Raw genomic sequence first — 15,786 nt, forward strand, 5'->3', positions numbered from 1 at the left:
ATGTTCTTCGACGGACCCGCCGACAATTCGCTCGTGAGCGGATCGAGCCTGGGCGATTCCCAGCTGTCCAACGCCTGGCTGCCGGCCGGGCCCGCACTGCTGTTCTGCCCGGCGGACCGGCCCGAGCGCTACCAGAAGGCACTCGACCGTGCCGACGTCGTGATCCTCGACCTCGAGGACGCGGTCTCGCCGGAGAATCGTGCCGCCGCGCGGGAAGCGTTGATCGCCAACCCGATCGACCCGGACCGCACCATCGTGCGGATCAACCCGGCCGGTACCGGCGACTACCGCCGCGACCTCGCCGCGGTCTCGGAGACGAACTACCGCGTCGTCATGCAGGCCAAGTCGGAGGATGTGGCGTCGATCCTCGACACCGCGTTCCAGACGATCGCGCTGATCGAGACGCCGCTTGGTGCCACCCGCGCCAACGACATCGCCGCCACGTCGAACTGCATCGGCCTCATGTGGGGCGCCGAGGACCTGGTCGCCGGACTCGGCGGGACGTCGAGCCGGTTCGGGCCCGGGGAGCCGCGCGCAGGCGAGTACCGCGACGTCGCCGCCTGGGTCCGGTCGATGGTCCGCATCGCGGCCGCGGCGCACGGCAAGTTCGCCGTGGACTCGGTGCATCTCGACATCGACGACGTCGACGGTCTTGTCGCCGAGGTTCGCGACGCGGTGGCCCTCGGTTACACCGCGACCGCGTGCATCCACCCGTCGCAGGTCGAGCACATCCGCGCCGGCTACCAGCCGTCCGAGGAGTCGATTGCGTGGGCGCGCAAGGTCATCGACGGTTCCGCCGAACACGGTGGCGGGGTCTTCAGCCTCGACGGTCAGATGATCGACGGCCCGGTGCTCCGGCAGGCGGAGGTCGTGCTGTCCCGCGTGGCCGAACGCCCCGCCGACGCCGACGCCTGATCCACGCCTGATCCCGCTGCGCCGAACCGCTTTCCGACACCCCTCGTTCCCCCGACACCACCGAGAGACCGGAGCCCGCTCATGAGCAATGACGCTCACGCCCAGAACCTTGCACACACCCACGGGCCGCAGAGTCCTGCTCTGCTGACGGACACCATCGGCGTGACCCTGGCGCGGACCGTCGAGAAGTACGCCGATCGCGTCGCGCTCATCGACGCCCCCTCGGGGCGTCGGTGGACCTACGTCGAATTCCACCGCGACGTGCGGGCGCTGGCCGCGGGTCTGCTGCGGTCGGGGGTGAAGAAGGGGGATCGGGTCGGATTGTGGGCGCCCAACCGCTTCGAGTGGGTGCTCGTCCAGTACGCCACCGCCGAGATCGGCGCGATCCTGGTCAACCTCAACCCCGCCTACCGGCAGAACGAGGTCTCCTACGCCCTGAAACAGTCCGGCACGAGCGTTGTCCTCGCGGCCGAACGGTTCAAGGACTCCGGCTATGCATCGATGCTGGCGGAGGCCCGTCCGGACTGTCCGGATCTGCGGGAGGTGGTGACGTTCGAGTCCGTGGCGTGGACCGAACTGACCGCGGCCCCCTCCGACGAGGAACTGGCACGGGTCGCCGAGATCGCGGCCTCGCTGTCCGCCGACGACCCGATCAACATTCAGTACACTTCGGGCACAACGGGATTCCCCAAGGGTGCGACTCTGTCGCATCGCAACATCGGCAACAACGGTTACCTCGTCGGTGAGCTGCTCGACTACACCGCCGACGACCGCATCTGCCTGCCGGTGCCGTTCTACCACTGCTTCGGCATGGTGATGGGCAACCTCGCCGCCACGAGTCACGGTGCGGCCATGGTGATCCCGGGTCCCGCCTTCGACCCGAAGGCCACGCTCGACGCGGTCGCCGAGTACCGCTGCACCAGCCTCTACGGCGTGCCGACGATGTTCATCGCCGAACTCGCACTGCTCGACGCCGCCCCGGACGGCTACGCACCCGACCTGTCGTCGCTGCGTACCGGGATCATGGCCGGCTCGCCGTGCCCGGAGCAGGTGATGCGTCAGGTGGTCGATCGGATGCACATGAGCGAGGTCTCGATCTGCTACGGCATGACCGAGACGTCGCCGGTGTCCACCCAGACCAGGGTCGACGACCCGCTCGAACTCCGGGTCACCACCGTGGGCCAGGTCGGTCCGCATCTCGAGATCAAGATCGTCGCACCCGGTACAGGGGAGACCCTCGGCCGCAACGAGACCGGCGAACTGTGCACGCGCGGCTACTCGGTGATGACCGGCTACTGGAACGATCCGGAGAAGACCGCCGAGGCCATCGACGCCGACGGGTGGATGCACACCGGCGACCTCGCCGAGATGGACGACGCCGGGTACGTGCGCATCACCGGCCGGATCAAGGACATGGTGATCCGCGGCGGCGAGAACATCTATCCGCGCGAGATCGAGGAATTCCTCTACACCCATCCGGACATCCTCGACGCCCAGGTGATCGGCGTCCCCGACGAGAAGTACGGCGAAGAACTGATGGCGTGGGTCCGGCTCCGCGATCACGCCACCGACCTCACGGTCGAGGACGTCCGAGCCTTCGCCGACGGCAAGATCGCCCGGCACAAGATCCCCCGATACGTCCACGTGGTCAAGGAATTCCCGATGACCGTCACCGGGAAGATACGCAAGGTCGCGATGCGCGAAGAGGCCACGCACATCCTGGAGGACCTGCGATGACCGGTGCCGCGATCGAGCGGTTCAGCCGGCACGTCGAGAACCGGTTCGGCACGGCCGCCGCGGATTACGACGAGCTGTGGCAGTGGTCGGTACGACAGCCCGCGCAGTTCTGGCGAGCGGTGTGGGAGTTCTTCGACCTCGACGCCCTGGCCGCCGAACCCCTCGCCGAGGGTGACGCAGCCGTTCTCGCCGACCCGAGGATGCCCGGCGCCCAGTGGTTCCCGGGTGTCCGGCTGAACTACGTGAGCCAGATCCTGCGCCACGCCGACCTTCCGGGCGCCGCCGTCGTCGGACTCGACGAGGCCGGGGAACGGACCGAGATCGCCTGGTCGGAACTCCCCGGCCTGGTCGCCTCCCTGGCCGCGACGCTGCGGGCACAGGGGATCGGAACCGGCGATGTCGTCGCGGCCTACCTGCCCGACATCCCCGAGGCGGTCGTCGCCTTCCTCGCCACCGCCAGCCTCGGCGCCATCTGGTCGGGTTGCGGCCAGGACTATGCGCCGCAGGGCGCCGCGAGCCGGCTCGGGCAGCTCAGGCCGAAGATCCTGTTCAGCGCCGCGGGATACCGCTACGGCGGCAAGGACATCGACAAGCGTTCGGACAGCGCCGAACTCGCGAGCCTGCTGCCGGAACTCGTCGCGCACATCACGATCGGCGGCGACGCGGGCGACCCGACGGGGGACAGCACGACGCGGATCGACTACGCCGACGCGCTCACCGCGGAGGCCGGCGACACGGAACCGGTGCTCGTGGACTTCGACCATCCTCTCTGGGTGTTGTTCAGCTCGGGCACCACCGGCCGCCCGAAGGGCATCGTCCACGGGCACGGCGGCGTCGTCGTCGAGCACCTCAAAGCCGGTGCGCTCCACGGTGACCTGTCGTCGGACGACGTCTTCTTCTGGCAGACCGCGCTCAGCTGGATGATGTGGAACTACCAGGTCGCCGGACTCCTCTGCGGCGCGCGGATCGTCTGCTACAGCGGTTCGCCGCTCTATCCGGATGCCGCCAAGCTCTGGCAGATCGTCGCCGACGAGAAGGTCACCTACTTCGGCACCTCGCCCGGGCAGCTCCAGGCCTCGCGCAAGGCCGGGCTGGAACCGGGCCGCGACCACGACCTGTCGGCGCTCCGGGCCCTGGGCAGCACCGGCTCCTCGCTCGCCGCCGACCTCTTCACCTGGGTCGACGACCACGTGAAGCGGGGGTTGCCGATCTCGTCGATCAGCGGCGGCACCGACATCGTGTCGGCCTTCGCCGGCGGATCGGTCGGGGTGCCGGTGATACCCGGCGAGCTGTCGGTGCGCTATCTCGGTGTAGCGCTGGAGAGTTGGGCGCCGGACGGTACGCCGCTCGTCGGCGAGGTCGGAGAGCTGGTCGTCACCGCGCCGATGCCGTCGATGCCGGTGCACTTCTGGGACGACCCCGACGGCGCGCGTTACCGCTCCGCCTATTTCGACCACGAATGGGACGGGCCGACCACCCATCCCGACGGCCCGGTCTGGCGACACGGCGACTGGGTCACCGTGACCGGACGCGGCTCCCTGGTCATCCACGGCCGCAGCGATGCGACGTTGAACCGGCACGGAATCCGCATGGGATCAGCCGACATCTACGAGGTCGTGGAGTCGCTCGACGAGATCGCGGAGGCCTTCGTCCTCGGCGTGGACGGACCCGACGGCGCCTACTGGATGCCCCTGTTCGTCACCCTCGTCCCCGGTGCCGTTCTCGACGACGCCCTCACCGCGCGGATCGCCGCCGCGGTCGGTGACCGGCTGTCGAAACGACATGTGCCCGATGAGGTGATCGAGGCCCCGGGCATTCCCCACACGCGCACCGGGAAGAAGCTCGAGGTTCCGGTCACGGCGATTCTGGCCGGCCGGTCGGAGGTCAACATCGATCCCAAGTCGGTGGACGACTATTCGCTCGTCGACTGGTACGCCGAACAGGGCCGAGCTCATCGCTGGTGACGGCTGTGCACGGCCGCGGCGCGACATCGTCGGGCATCGGTAGCGTGGACGGTGTCGTCGACGGCAGGCGTCGAACGGTCCATGTGACCCGCCGGTCACATGTACTACCGTGGGCCGGGTGTTGTGCCCGTCGGGGCGGTGACGGCCGATGCCGTCATCACCGGCGCGCGACCTGAGCCAGATAACCCAGACGAGCCGACCAGGAGATCGCCATGACGTATCCAACGGGGGGCTACGGGCAGCAGCCCGAGTCCGGCCAGTCCCACGGCCAGTATGGCCAGCAGTACCCGCAGAGCGGTCAGCAGAGCTACGGGCAGAGCCCACAGCAGGGCTACGGGCAGCAGTACGGCCAGAATCCGCAGCAGGGTTACGGACAGCAGCAGTACGGCCAGCAGCAGGGTTACGGCCAGCAGTACGGCCAGAATCCGCAGCAGGGTTACGGACAGCAGCAGTACGGCCAGCAGCAGGGCTACGGACAGTACGGGTACGGCCAGCAGCAGCAGCCGGCGAAGCCGCCGAGCCAGGGTCTGCCTCCGTTCACCCCGACGATCCTCGCCGGTGTCATCGGGCTGTTCGGTCTCGTCGTGCTGTTCTCCGGCTTCCTCGCCGCCGCACGGGCCTACGACTTCTCGGTGCAGCTGTTCCAGACGCCGTTCAACGCCCCGTATGCGCTCGTCGCCGTCGCCGGTGTCCTTGCGCTCATATCGCTGATCCCGGGCGTGAAGGTCGCCGCGGCACCGATCGTCGCCGCGCTGACCATCCCGGCCTTCCTGATCACGCTGTTCCTGTTCCTCAGCGTCGACAACAACGCCTCGGGTGCGATCGTCCTGCTGATCTTCTCTCTGCTGTCGGCGCTCCTCGCGATCGTGTGGTTGCTCGTCGAGGCGGGCGTCGTCAAGGTGGCCCCCGCGCTCGCGGCGCCCTCGTCGGCCACGGGACCGATCGCTACTGCGACGTCGGGCTCCGACGCATCGGCTGGCCAGCAGGCCGCCGGCCAGGCCCAGGCCCACGGCGACGCCCAGGCCTCCGCGTACGGCGCAGGCAGCGGACAGTCGCAGTACGGCCAGCAGTCCTCGGCGAACTACGATCCGTCCGCGTACTCGCAGGCCTCCGACACCGGCCAGAGCGGTTACCCGAGCGCACAGTCGGGCCAGGCGTCGGCACCGGGCGAGTCCGGCTACGGCGGTTACACCCCGGGGCAGTACTCGGCAGGTGCCTCCGGTGCGCAGTCGGGTGGCGCCTCCGCGAGTGAGTCCGAGGCCGGCCCGGCCGCCGATCACTCGACCACGGTCTTCCAGAAGCCCGAACCGCCCACCAGCAGCGGTAGCTGATCAAGTCATCGGGAGTGCCCCGCCGACACACGTCGGCGGGGCACTCCCGTTCCTCGGCACCGTGTCGGTGACGTGAGACGCTTTCCGTCTCAGCGCGGCGCGTCCCCGACGGCCCGGCGGCCGAGATGTGCCACGCTCATGACGATGCCCACCTTCAGGCCCGACTCGACCGCGGAGAACCTGGCGTCGCAGCTGCGTGCACTGCGACGATCCCGTCGTGCCCAGCGCAACGACGTCGAGGGTTCGGCCCGGCAGCTGGCCGTGGTCGCGTTCACCGTCCCCGCTCTCGCCCTGGTCACGCTCATCGTCGTGATGCTGACGGTGCTGCTGCTCGCGGGCAGCGGACTCACCGGCCTTCCCAGTGCGATCGCCTCCAGTTGGCTGGCGATCCACCAGGTGCCGGTCACCATCAGCGGGGTCACGATCGGCGTCCTGCCGTTGCTGCCGACCCTGGTCGTCGCGATCGGCACCGCCCGCCTCACGGCCCGCGCGATCGGTGGCAGCGGACCCACGCAACGATCCGCACATGATCTCTTCGACGTCGGCGCGGTGGTGTGCTCGGCGATCGTCGGTCCGCTGCTGATCACTGCGATGTCGCTGGCCATCGTCATGGACGGCGGATCGGTGCTGCCGGTGCAGACGCCCAACGCGCTGATCGCCTTCGCCTACACGATCGGCATCCACGGTGGTGCGGCGCTGGCCGGCGTCACGTGGGTGAGACGGCACGACTTCGCGGCCCGATGGGGAATGTCCTACGCCGACCGCCGCGGCTTCCGATACGGCCTCGTCGCCGTGCTGGCCCTGGTGGTCGCAGGCGCGGTGCTGGTGTGCCTACGGATGCTGATGCGGCACACTGCGATCGGCGAGCTGATCGACACCGGTTACGACTTCGACGGCTTCCTCGGGCTCAGCCTGCTGTCCCTGATGTATCTGCCCAATCTGATGATCGGCGCGACCGCGGTCCTCGTCGGCTCCGACGTCCGGATCGGCGCGATGACCGTCGACCTGTTCGCCGTCCGCGGTGGAGCGGTCCCGCCCGTGCCCGCACTCGCGGTCCTACCCGAGGGAACCGGTGCGGGTAGCTGGGGCTTACTCGGGCTGATCGCCCCCGCTGCCGTCGCGGCCTTCGTGGCCTGGCGCTGTCGCGACCTGAATCCGGTCGCGCATGTGCGCTCGATCGGCGTCGCCGCCGCCGTCGCCGCGTCGGCCATGGCGATCCTGACCGCTGCCGCCGGCGGAACGCTGGGCGAGTTCGGCGACGTCGCGGTGACCGTCTCCGCCGCCGGCGTGTTCACGCTCGGCTGGATCGCGGTGATCGGCATCCTCCTCGCGATCGTCTACGCCTTCCTGCCGTCGACCCGGGCCGCCCGCGCCGCCGTCGGGGACGAGTACTTCGACGACCCGGACGACCTCGGTTTCGAGGACGAATACGTCATCGTCGCCGACCTCGACGAGGACGACGACTACGTCCAGTACGCCGACGCCGACGCCGACGCCGACGCCGACGACGACGCCGACGAGTACGTCGAGGCGGTCGGTGAGGACGGTGAATACGAGGACGCGGAGTACGAGGACGCGGAGGACGAGAGCGCGGGGTTCGAGCGCGCCGCAGGCGACGACGCTGCGCCGTCGGCCAACCGGATCCCGGCCGAGGATTTCGACGACGGCGACCTCGTCGACGATGCCGACTACGACCTCTACCCGGGAACACCCGGTGCCGGACGTCGGCGCTGAGACCCGCCGATTCCCGCTCGACGTGCTGCTATTAGGCTCGCAGGCGTGACATCGGAGACCGCGCCCGTACGAACACCCGTCGTGGTGATGGCGTCGGGTACCGGTTCTCTGCTCGAGTCGCTGCTCGCCCGGGCCGCCGCCGTCGACGCCCCGTTCACCATTGCGGCCATCGTGGTCGACCGCGTCTGCCGGGCCCAGGAGATCGCGCATCGCAACGAGATCCCGCTGATCACCTGCCGCGTCGCCGACCACGCCGACCGCGCTGCGTGGGACGCCGCGCTCACCGAGGCGGTCGCCGCCGTCGATCCCGGCTGGGTGGTCACCGCGGGCTTCATGAAAATCCTGGGCCCCGTATTCCTCGGACGCTTCGGTGGACGGATCGTCAACAGCCATCCCGCCCTGCTGCCGGCGTTCCCCGGGGCGCACGGTGTGCCCGAGGCACTCGACTACGGCGTCAAGGTCACCGGTGCGACCGTCCATCTCGTGGACGAAGGCGTCGACACCGGCCCGATCCTGGCGCAGCAGGTGGTCACGGTCGACGACGACGACACCGTCGACACCTTGCACGAACGCATCAAGACGGTCGAGCGCGTATTGCTCGCCGAAATGGTGACCGCACTGGTCACCCGTGGAGTAGTCATCGATGGACGAAAGGCCCGCATCCCGTGAACGCACAGCCCGCTGACAGCGCCCGCCGACCCATCCGGCGCGCGCTGGTGAGTGTCTACGACAAGAGCGGCCTGGCCGATCTCGCGACCGCACTCCAGGTCGCCGGTGTGGAGATCGTCTCGACGGGATCGACCGCCAAGACCATCGCCGACGCCGGTGTCCCGGTCGTCGAGGTCTCGACCCTGACCGGCTTCCCCGAATGCCTCGACGGCCGCGTGAAGACCCTGCACCCCAAGGTGCACGCCGGCATCCTCGCCGACACCCGCAAGGACGACCACGTCGCCCAGCTCGCCGAATTGGGTGTCGCCGCATTCGATCTCGTCGTCGTGAACCTCTACCCGTTCACCGCGACCGTCGCCTCGGGCGCGACCCCCGACGAGTGCATCGAGCAGATCGACATCGGTGGCCCGTCGATGGTGCGCGGCGCGGCCAAGAACCACCCGTCGGTGGCCGTCGTGACCAGCCCCGATGACTACGGACAGGTGACCGAGGCGATCTCGGCCGGCGGGTTCACCCTCGCCGACCGGAAGAAGCTGGCCGCCAAGGCGTTTCGCCACACCGCCGACTACGACGTGGCCGTCGCCTCGTGGATGTCGAGTGTCGTCGCGCCCGAGGACGATTCGCAGTTCCCGATCTGGGCCGGTGCCACCTGGAACCGTTCGGCCGTCCTGCGTTACGGCGAGAACCCGCACCAGGCCGCCGCTCTCTACGTCGGCAACGCCGGGGAAGGTGGCCTCGCCACCGCCGAGCAGCTGCACGGCAAGGAGATGAGTTACAACAACTACACCGACGCCGACGCCGCGTGGCGCGCCGCCTACGACTTCGAGGCCCCGGCGGTCGCGATCATCAAGCACGCCAACCCATGTGGCATCGCGGTCGGCGCCGACATCGCCGAGGCGCACCGCAAGGCCCACGCCTGCGACCCGGTCAGCGCCTACGGCGGCGTGATCGCGGCGAACCGCGAGATCACGGTCGAGATGGCCGAGCAGGTCGCGGAGATCTTCACCGAGGTCATCGTCGCGCCCGGCTTCGCCGACGGCGCCCTCTCGGTCCTCACCCGTAAGAAGAACATCCGCGTGCTGGTGGCGACGCCGCCGTCGGCCACCGGGGTCGAGACCAAGCCGGTCTCGGGTGGTCTGCTGATCCAGCAGCGCGACGTCATCGACGCCGAGGGCGACACCCCGGAGAACTGGAACCTCGTCGCCGGTCCGCCGGCCGACGCCCAGACGCTTGCGGACCTCGAATTTGCTTGGCGCGCCTGTCGTTCGGTGAAGTCGAACGCCATCCTGCTGGCCTCCGACGGCGCCTCGGTCGGCGTCGGCATGGGTCAGGTCAACCGTGTCGACTCCGCTCACCTCGCCGTCCAGCGTGCCGGCGATCGCGCGGCCGGGTCCGTCGGCGCGTCGGATGCCTTCTTCCCGTTCCCGGACGGTCTGCAGGTGCTGCTGTCCGCGGGCGTCAAGGCGGTCGTGCAGCCGGGCGGATCGATCCGTGACAACGAGGTCATCGAGGCGGCCGACGAGGCGGGCGTGACGCTCTACCTCACCGGGGCACGCCATTTCGCTCACTGATCTCGCACTACTGGTCGTCGCCGGCTTCGGCGCGGGCCTGATCGGATACATCACCGGGCTGGCGTCCATCGTCAGCTATCCCGCACTTCTCGCGGTCGGTCTCACCCCGATCGCGGCGAATGTGACCAACACCGTCGCACTCGTCGCGGTCGGGGTGGGCAGCACCGCCCAGTCGGGGAGGGCCCTGCTCGACGGCGACCGACGCCGCCTGGTCATCGGGCTGATCGCCGCCCTGATCGGCGGGACCATCGGCGCGGTACTGCTACTCCTCACGCCCGCCGAGGCCTTCGAGGCGCTGGTTCCGTTCCTGGTGGCCGTCGCCGCGACAGCGCTTCTCGTGCAACCGGTCCTGCGGCGGTGGGCGACCTCGCACGCCGAACGCCCCTGGGTGTTCGTCGTCGGGCTGACGCTGATCTGCATCTACGGCGGTTATTTCGGCGCCGGCGCGGGCATCATGATCCTCGCTCTGATGCTGGTGGTCACCAGCGAGCCGCTCTGGCGTGCAGCATTGTCGAAGTCGTTGTTCCTCGGCGTCGCCAACGCGGTCGCCGCGGTCGGTTTCATGATCTTCGGGCCCGTCGACTGGTGGGCGGCCCTCGCGATGGCGATCGGCTGCCTCCTCGGCGGCTGGTGCGGACCGCCGGTCGTGAAACGCCTGCCCGCCGGCCCGCTGCGGATCGTCGTCGGACTGTGCGGTCTCGGCCTCGCGGTGTGGCTCGCGGTCGGCTGAGCGTCCTCGTCACCTGTTGCCGGCCGGTCCGGTGCGTGGGATGAAAGCACACCGAGACCGCAAGTCACCCATCCGGAAGCCTTTTTCCTCGCCGCGGCGATAACTCTGGCTCCGGGTGCCCCGGGACGTCTAGACATGCACGGTGACTTTGTTCGTGGACATCGTTCCCGACGACGCGCCGGGGCGCCGTTCGGAACCGAGATCAGCCGGTGGATCGTCGCGCCTGCGCTCGATCGCCACCCGTGTCGGACTGCCGTTGCTGTCGGTGGTCGTGTTCGGGATCGTCTGGCAGCTCGTGGCCGTGAGCGGCATCTGGAGCGAGACCTTCGTCCCGCGTCTGGGGACCGTGTGGCAGGCGTTCGTCGACATGTCCACGACGCACAACGGGATTCGCGGGTACGCCGACTACTACTGGTGGGAACACCTGTACATGACGCTGCGCCGCGTGTTCGCGGGTGTGGTGATCGGAGTCGTCCTCGGCGTCCTGCTCGGGTTGGCCATGGGGACAGTCGGTTGGCTGCGGCGCCTCCTCGAGCCGTGGCTGACGTTCCTGCGCGCCTTGCCGCCGCTGGCCTACTTCTTCCTGCTCGTCATCTGGCTCGGCATCGACGAGGCGCCCAAGATCACTCTGCTCGCACTCGCCGCGCTGCCGCCCGCGGCGGTCGCGACGACCGCCGCGGTCTCCGCCGCACCCGTGGCCCTGATCGAGGCCGCACGTGCGCTGGGCGCCTCCCGGGCCGAGGTGATCCGCGACGTCGTCGTCCCGTCGGCGCTTCCCGAGACCTTCACCGGCATAAGGCTTTCCGTCGGCATCGCCTATTCGTCGGTGGTGGCCGCCGAACTGTTCAACGGCATCCCCGGAATCGGTGGCGTGGTCAAAGACGCCAGCAACTACAACAACACCCCCGTCGTCCTGGTCGGCATCATCGCCATCGGTCTGTCCGGACTGATCATCGACGGGCTCCTTCGAACAATCGAGCACCGAGTGGTGCCGTGGCGCGGAAAGGTCTGACACGCAATGACAATCAACTCCGAGAAGGTGCGCAACCGTAGGGGAGCGCGCTCGGTGAGCGCACTTCTCGGCATGGTGGCAGCCGTGATGCTCGTGCTCGCCGGGTGCTCGGTGGACAACTCCGGGGATAGCAGCAAACCGACGATCCGTCTCGCCTACCAGTCGTTCCCGAGCGGCGACCTGATCGTCAAGAACAACGGCTGGCTCGAAGAAGCACTGCCGGAATACAACATCAAGTGGACCAAGTTCGACTCCGGCGCCGACATCAACACCGCCTTCGTCGCCAAGGAGCTCGACTTCGGCGCGATCGGTTCGAGCCCGGTGGCCCGCGGCCTGTCCGCGCCGCTGAACATCCCGTACCAGGTCGTCTTCGTGCTCGACGTCGCCGGCGACAATGAGGCGCTGGTGGCCCGCAACGGCACCGGCATCGCCACCGTCGCCGATCTGAAGGGCAAGCGCGTCGCCACGGCCTTCGCGTCGACCGCGCACTACAGCCTGCTCGCCGCGCTGACCCAGGCCGGCGTGAACCCCGAGGACGTCGACCTGATCGACCTGCAGCCGCAGGCCTCGCTGGCCGCCTGGCAGCGCGGCGACGTCGACGCGGTCTACACCTGGCTGCCCACACTCGACGAACTGCGCAAGGACGGCACGACGATCGTCGCCAGCCGCCAGCTCGCCACCGCGGGTAAGCCGACGCTCGACCTCGGCGTCGTCTCGACGGACTTCGCCGACGCCCATCCGGAGGTCGTCGACACCTGGCGCAAGGTCCAGGCGCGCGCCCTGACACTGATCAAGGACGACCCGCAGGCTGCCGCCGAAGCGGTTGCGGCGCAGCTCAACACAACGCCCGAGGATGCGGCGAACCAGCTGAAGCGGGGCACCTATCTGACGGTCGCCGAACTCACCTCGCCGACCTGGCTCGGCACCGAGGGCAACCCGGGCAACCTCGCCGAGAACCTGCACAGTGCCGCCGAGTTCCTCGCCGAGCAGCAGCAGATCCCGTCGGCGCCGCCGCTGAAGACCTTCCAGGACGCCATCTACACCAAGGGCCTGCCGGGTGTCGTCGAACAGCAGTAGCCAGGTCGTCGAGGCCGGCCAAGTCGCGGCGCCGATCGGCGGGGAGACCGGATCGATCAGTCTGCGAGACGTCACGCAGACCTACGGCTCCGGGTCCGACGCGGTCACCGCCGTCGGTCCGGTCGACCTCGAAGTGCCACCGGGCGAGTTCCTCGTCCTGGCCGGGGCGTCGGGATGCGGGAAGTCGACGCTGCTCCGGTTGATCGCGGGCTTCGAGCCCGCGACCTCGGGACAGGTCGAGGTGTCCGGGGGAGCGCCCGTCCCGGGCGTCACCGCGGGCGTCGTCTTCCAACAACCCCGTCTGTTCCCGTGGCGGACCGTCGGCGGCAACGTCGACCTCGCACTCAAGTACGCGCGGGTTCCCAAGGCGGAACGCGCGGCTCGTCGTGACGAACTGCTGCATCGCGTGGGGCTCGACGACTCCGCGAACCGGAAGATCTGGGAGATCTCGGGTGGGCAGCAGCAACGTGTCGCCATCGCGCGGGCACTGGCCGCCGAGACATCGCTGCTGTTGCTGGACGAACCGTTCGCCGCGCTCGATGCCTTGACGCGCGAACGGCTGCAGGAGGATCTGCGGGCGGTGAGCACGGATTCGGGACGAACCAACGTGTTCGTCACCCACAGTGCCGACGAGGCCGCCTTCCTCGGCAGCCGGATCGTCGTGCTCAGCCGGCGTCCGGGGCGGGTTGCCCTCGACCTCGCCTCGCCGCTGCCGCGGACCGGGGCGTCGCCCGACGAGTTGCGGGGTTCGCCCGAGTACGCCGCGCTGCGTGCGGAGATCGGCGCCGCGGTCAAGGCGGCGGCGGTGTAGGGGAGAAACAGGAGCCGAGGCCGTGTTTTCCTCACCCTGGGCGCAACCCTGTCCGAGCGGGTGACGGGGGATTAGAAAGTACGGGTGTCCGTTTTCGTGCCGTCTGCCCCGCACCACGACTGCTCGTCGAGCAAGTCGTGTACCGGGCCGGCGGACGGAACGGAGTCGATGCGTCTGATGACGGTCCACTCGATGAACTGGTCCGACGGATCCCACCATGGGTCCCCGCCGGCGGCTGTCGCTCCTCGCCCCCACCAGTCATCCTCGAGAAGGAACCCTCATGACCATCTCCCATCCCGTTTCTGACGTCCGCACCTCTGTTGCTCGGACCGCCGCTCCCGTTGCCGGCATCGTCTCCTCGGGCGTCGAACTCGACGTCGACGAGTTCGGGCCCAGCTTCGGAGCCGAGATCCGCGGCCTCGACGTCGCCACGGCGTCGGACGATGAGGTGCGGGCCGTCCGTCAGGCGCTGATCGACTACAAGGTCATCGTGCTGCGGAATCAGCAGCTCGACGACGCGTCGCACATCGAGTTCGGAAATCGGCTGGGCGACCTCACCTTCGGGCATCCGGTGTGGGACAGCGGGGACGTGCCGGATGAGGTCTATGAACTCGACAGCGCCGACAACGGATTCGCCGACGTGTGGCACACCGACGTGACGTTCATGCCGCGTCCGCCGATGGGTTCGATCCTGCGCCCGGTCGTCTTGCCGCGCACCGGCGGTGACACCAACTGGGCCGACGCCGAACTCGCGTATCAGTCCCTGTCCGAGCCGATCCGACGCCTCGTCGACGGGCTGACCGCCGTGCACGACGGCAGCCGCGAATTCGGCTACTACCTCAAGCAGCGCCGCAACGGGCGCGGAAATACCTGGGACGGAAAAGAAGTCACCGAACTCGCGCCGGTCAGCCATCCGGTGGTGCGTGTGCATCCCGAAACCGGCCGCAGATCGCTGTTCGTCAACCCGGGCTTCACCTCGCACATCGAGGGCGTCTCGGAAGCCGAGAGTCGCGGCATCCTCGACCTCCTCTACGCGCACATCACCAAGCCCGAGCACATCGTCCGCCACCGCTGGCGTCTCGGCGACCTGGTGCTGTGGGACAACCGCAACACCCTGCACTACGCCAACCGCGACTACGGCGACAACCGTCGGGTCATGCACCGCATCACGCTGCGCGGTGACGCGCCTGTCGGACCTGCCTGAGCCGCCCCCTACCCGAGGTCCGTATGACGTTGTGCCCGGTAGTCGGGCGCAACGTCATACGGATCTTCTTTTGCCCCGCGTATTCAACCAAGGGGTTGACAAGGTGCGCGGACAGGCGCATCGTCGTATTCAACCGAACGGTTGAGGAGGGCGAATGGCCGACGAGCTGTCCAAGGTGTTCGCCGCACTCGCGGACCCCACCCGGCGCGACATGGTCGCGCGGCTGGCGGTGTCCGACGCGACGGTCTCCCAGCTCGCCGAGCCGTACGACGTCAGCATCCAGGCGGTCTCCAAGCATCTGAAGGTGCTCGAGGACGCCGGTCTGGTGACCCGAACCCGGGAGGCCCAGAAACGTCCGGTCCATCTGGAAGCAGAGGTGTTCGACCTCATGACCAGGTGGATCGAGCGGTACCGGCAGCGGGCGGAGGAGCGCTACCAGCGCCTCGACGTCCTGCTCGCGGAGATGAACGACGGACCCGAGGCGGAACGTCCCGAGGTCGAGGACGAGAAGACGATCAGGAAAGGAAAGGTGTCATGAGCACCACCGCAACCCGCTACCCCGAGGCCGCGATCGAAGCCGACAAGGAGGTGCCGATCATCCGGATCACCCGCGACTTCCGCGGTACGCCGGCTCAGCTCATGAAGGCGCACACCGATCCCGAACTGTTCGTTCGCTGGAACGGTCCGGACTCGGTCGCGAACCGCATCGTCGAATGGGACGTCCGCGACGGCGGCAGCTGGCACTACATCTCCACGCATGAGGGGCAGGAGCACGGATTCCGCGGCTGCTTCCACACCGTGGGCGAGGACAAGATCGTGCAGACCTTCACCTGGCTGGGAATGCCCGATCAGGTGTCGCTGGAGACACTCTGGTTCGAGGACCTGGGTGACGGAACGACGCGCCTGCACGCCCAATCCCTGTGCGACAGCTTCGAAGCACGCGACGGCTGGTTGTCGTCGGGCATGGAGGTCGGCGTCAACGAGGGGTACGCCGGGATCGACAAGCTGCTCGCATCCGGGGAGCTGTAGGC

Annotated in this window: 14 protein-coding genes; all 14 read left to right on the forward strand. The window is 68.7% G+C overall.

Annotated elements, in window-relative coordinates; all coding sequences use genetic code 11:
• The 14 genes from RVF83_RS12290 (at position 1) to RVF83_RS12355 (ending at position 15,784) form a co-directional block, all read left to right on the forward strand.
• Positions 1-915 carry an HpcH/HpaI aldolase/citrate lyase family protein gene (locus tag RVF83_RS12290; RefSeq protein WP_005201196.1) on the forward strand — a complete coding sequence of 305 codons (915 nt, stop codon included), beginning with the start codon at positions 1-3 and terminating at the stop codon, positions 913-915.
• 81 nt (positions 916-996) lie between these two features.
• Positions 997-2,652, forward strand: a complete 1,656-nt coding sequence (locus RVF83_RS12295) for an AMP-binding protein (RefSeq protein WP_005201197.1) — start codon at positions 997-999, stop codon at positions 2,650-2,652.
• On the forward strand, positions 2,649-4,616 hold the full coding sequence (locus RVF83_RS12300; RefSeq protein WP_005201199.1) for an acetoacetate--CoA ligase: 1,968 nt from the start codon (positions 2,649-2,651) through the stop codon (positions 4,614-4,616). Before RVF83_RS12295 ends, RVF83_RS12300 begins: the two co-directional genes overlap by 4 nt.
• A gap of 212 nt (positions 4,617-4,828) precedes the next feature.
• Entirely contained in the window at positions 4,829-5,947 is a 1,119-nt protein-coding gene (locus tag RVF83_RS12305; protein WP_005201201.1) for a DUF5336 domain-containing protein, read from the forward strand.
• 144 nt (positions 5,948-6,091) lie between these two features.
• On the forward strand, positions 6,092-7,681 hold the full coding sequence (locus RVF83_RS12310) for a DUF6350 family protein (protein WP_039881273.1): 1,590 nt from the start codon (positions 6,092-6,094) through the stop codon (positions 7,679-7,681).
• A gap of 45 nt (positions 7,682-7,726) precedes the next feature.
• Positions 7,727-8,350: a phosphoribosylglycinamide formyltransferase gene (gene purN / locus RVF83_RS12315; RefSeq protein WP_039881268.1), complete on the forward strand. Its 624-nt coding sequence runs from the start codon at positions 7,727-7,729 to the stop codon at positions 8,348-8,350.
• The gene (purH, locus tag RVF83_RS12320) at positions 8,347-9,921 is read left to right on the forward strand and encodes a bifunctional phosphoribosylaminoimidazolecarboxamide formyltransferase/IMP cyclohydrolase (protein ID WP_005201204.1); all 1,575 of its coding nucleotides are present in this window, start codon (positions 8,347-8,349) and stop codon (positions 9,919-9,921) included. Before purN ends, purH begins: the two co-directional genes overlap by 4 nt.
• Positions 9,908-10,651, forward strand: a complete 744-nt coding sequence (locus tag RVF83_RS12325) for a sulfite exporter TauE/SafE family protein (RefSeq protein WP_083877571.1) — start codon at positions 9,908-9,910, stop codon at positions 10,649-10,651. The genes purH and RVF83_RS12325 overlap by 14 nt, the downstream gene beginning before the upstream one ends.
• Positions 10,652-10,793: 142 nt before the next feature.
• Positions 10,794-11,663: an ABC transporter permease gene (locus RVF83_RS12330; protein ID WP_005201206.1), complete on the forward strand. Its 870-nt coding sequence runs from the start codon at positions 10,794-10,796 to the stop codon at positions 11,661-11,663.
• A gap of 6 nt (positions 11,664-11,669) precedes the next feature.
• Positions 11,670-12,740 (forward strand): ABC transporter substrate-binding protein, encoded by a 1,071-nt coding sequence (locus RVF83_RS12335; protein ID WP_005201209.1) that lies wholly within the window; start codon positions 11,670-11,672, stop codon positions 12,738-12,740.
• Positions 12,721-13,551, forward strand: coding sequence for an ABC transporter ATP-binding protein (locus RVF83_RS12340; protein ID WP_005201211.1), 831 nt, complete (start codon positions 12,721-12,723; stop codon positions 13,549-13,551). Before RVF83_RS12335 ends, RVF83_RS12340 begins: the two co-directional genes overlap by 20 nt.
• 280 nt (positions 13,552-13,831) lie before the next feature.
• Entirely contained in the window at positions 13,832-14,755 is a 924-nt protein-coding gene (locus RVF83_RS12345) for a TauD/TfdA dioxygenase family protein (RefSeq protein ID WP_005201213.1), read from the forward strand.
• Between the two features lie 154 nt (positions 14,756-14,909).
• Complete coding sequence (locus RVF83_RS12350; protein ID WP_005201215.1) at positions 14,910-15,293, forward strand: ArsR/SmtB family transcription factor; 384 nt, start codon at positions 14,910-14,912, stop codon at positions 15,291-15,293.
• On the forward strand, positions 15,290-15,784 hold the full coding sequence (locus tag RVF83_RS12355) for an SRPBCC domain-containing protein (RefSeq protein ID WP_005201217.1): 495 nt from the start codon (positions 15,290-15,292) through the stop codon (positions 15,782-15,784). Before RVF83_RS12350 ends, RVF83_RS12355 begins: the two co-directional genes overlap by 4 nt.
• Positions 15,785-15,786 lie beyond the last annotated feature (2 nt).

The sequence above is a fragment of the Gordonia rubripertincta genome (assembly GCF_038024875.1).
GTDB classification, from domain to species: domain Bacteria; phylum Actinomycetota; class Actinomycetes; order Mycobacteriales; family Mycobacteriaceae; genus Gordonia; species Gordonia rubripertincta.

Excerpts from the sequence above, each read along its gene's own strand:
- RVF83_RS12295 (WP_005201197.1), top strand. The coding sequence starts at position 997 with ATGAGCAATGACGCTCACGCCCAGAACCTTGCACACACCCACGGGCCG.
- RVF83_RS12355 (WP_005201217.1), top strand. The coding sequence starts at position 15,290 with ATGAGCACCACCGCAACCCGCTACCCCGAGGCCGCGATCGAAGCCGAC.
- RVF83_RS12290 (WP_005201196.1), top strand. The coding sequence starts at position 1 with ATGTTCTTCGACGGACCCGCCGACAATTCGCTCGTGAGCGGATCGAGC.
- RVF83_RS12350 (WP_005201215.1), top strand. The coding sequence starts at position 14,910 with ATGGCCGACGAGCTGTCCAAGGTGTTCGCCGCACTCGCGGACCCCACC.
- RVF83_RS12310 (WP_039881273.1), top strand. The coding sequence starts at position 6,092 with ATGCCCACCTTCAGGCCCGACTCGACCGCGGAGAACCTGGCGTCGCAG.
- RVF83_RS12345 (WP_005201213.1), top strand. The coding sequence starts at position 13,832 with ATGACCATCTCCCATCCCGTTTCTGACGTCCGCACCTCTGTTGCTCGG.
- RVF83_RS12305 (WP_005201201.1), top strand. The coding sequence starts at position 4,829 with ATGACGTATCCAACGGGGGGCTACGGGCAGCAGCCCGAGTCCGGCCAG.
- RVF83_RS12300 (WP_005201199.1), top strand. The coding sequence starts at position 2,649 with ATGACCGGTGCCGCGATCGAGCGGTTCAGCCGGCACGTCGAGAACCGG.
- RVF83_RS12335 (WP_005201209.1), top strand. The coding sequence starts at position 11,670 with ATGACAATCAACTCCGAGAAGGTGCGCAACCGTAGGGGAGCGCGCTCG.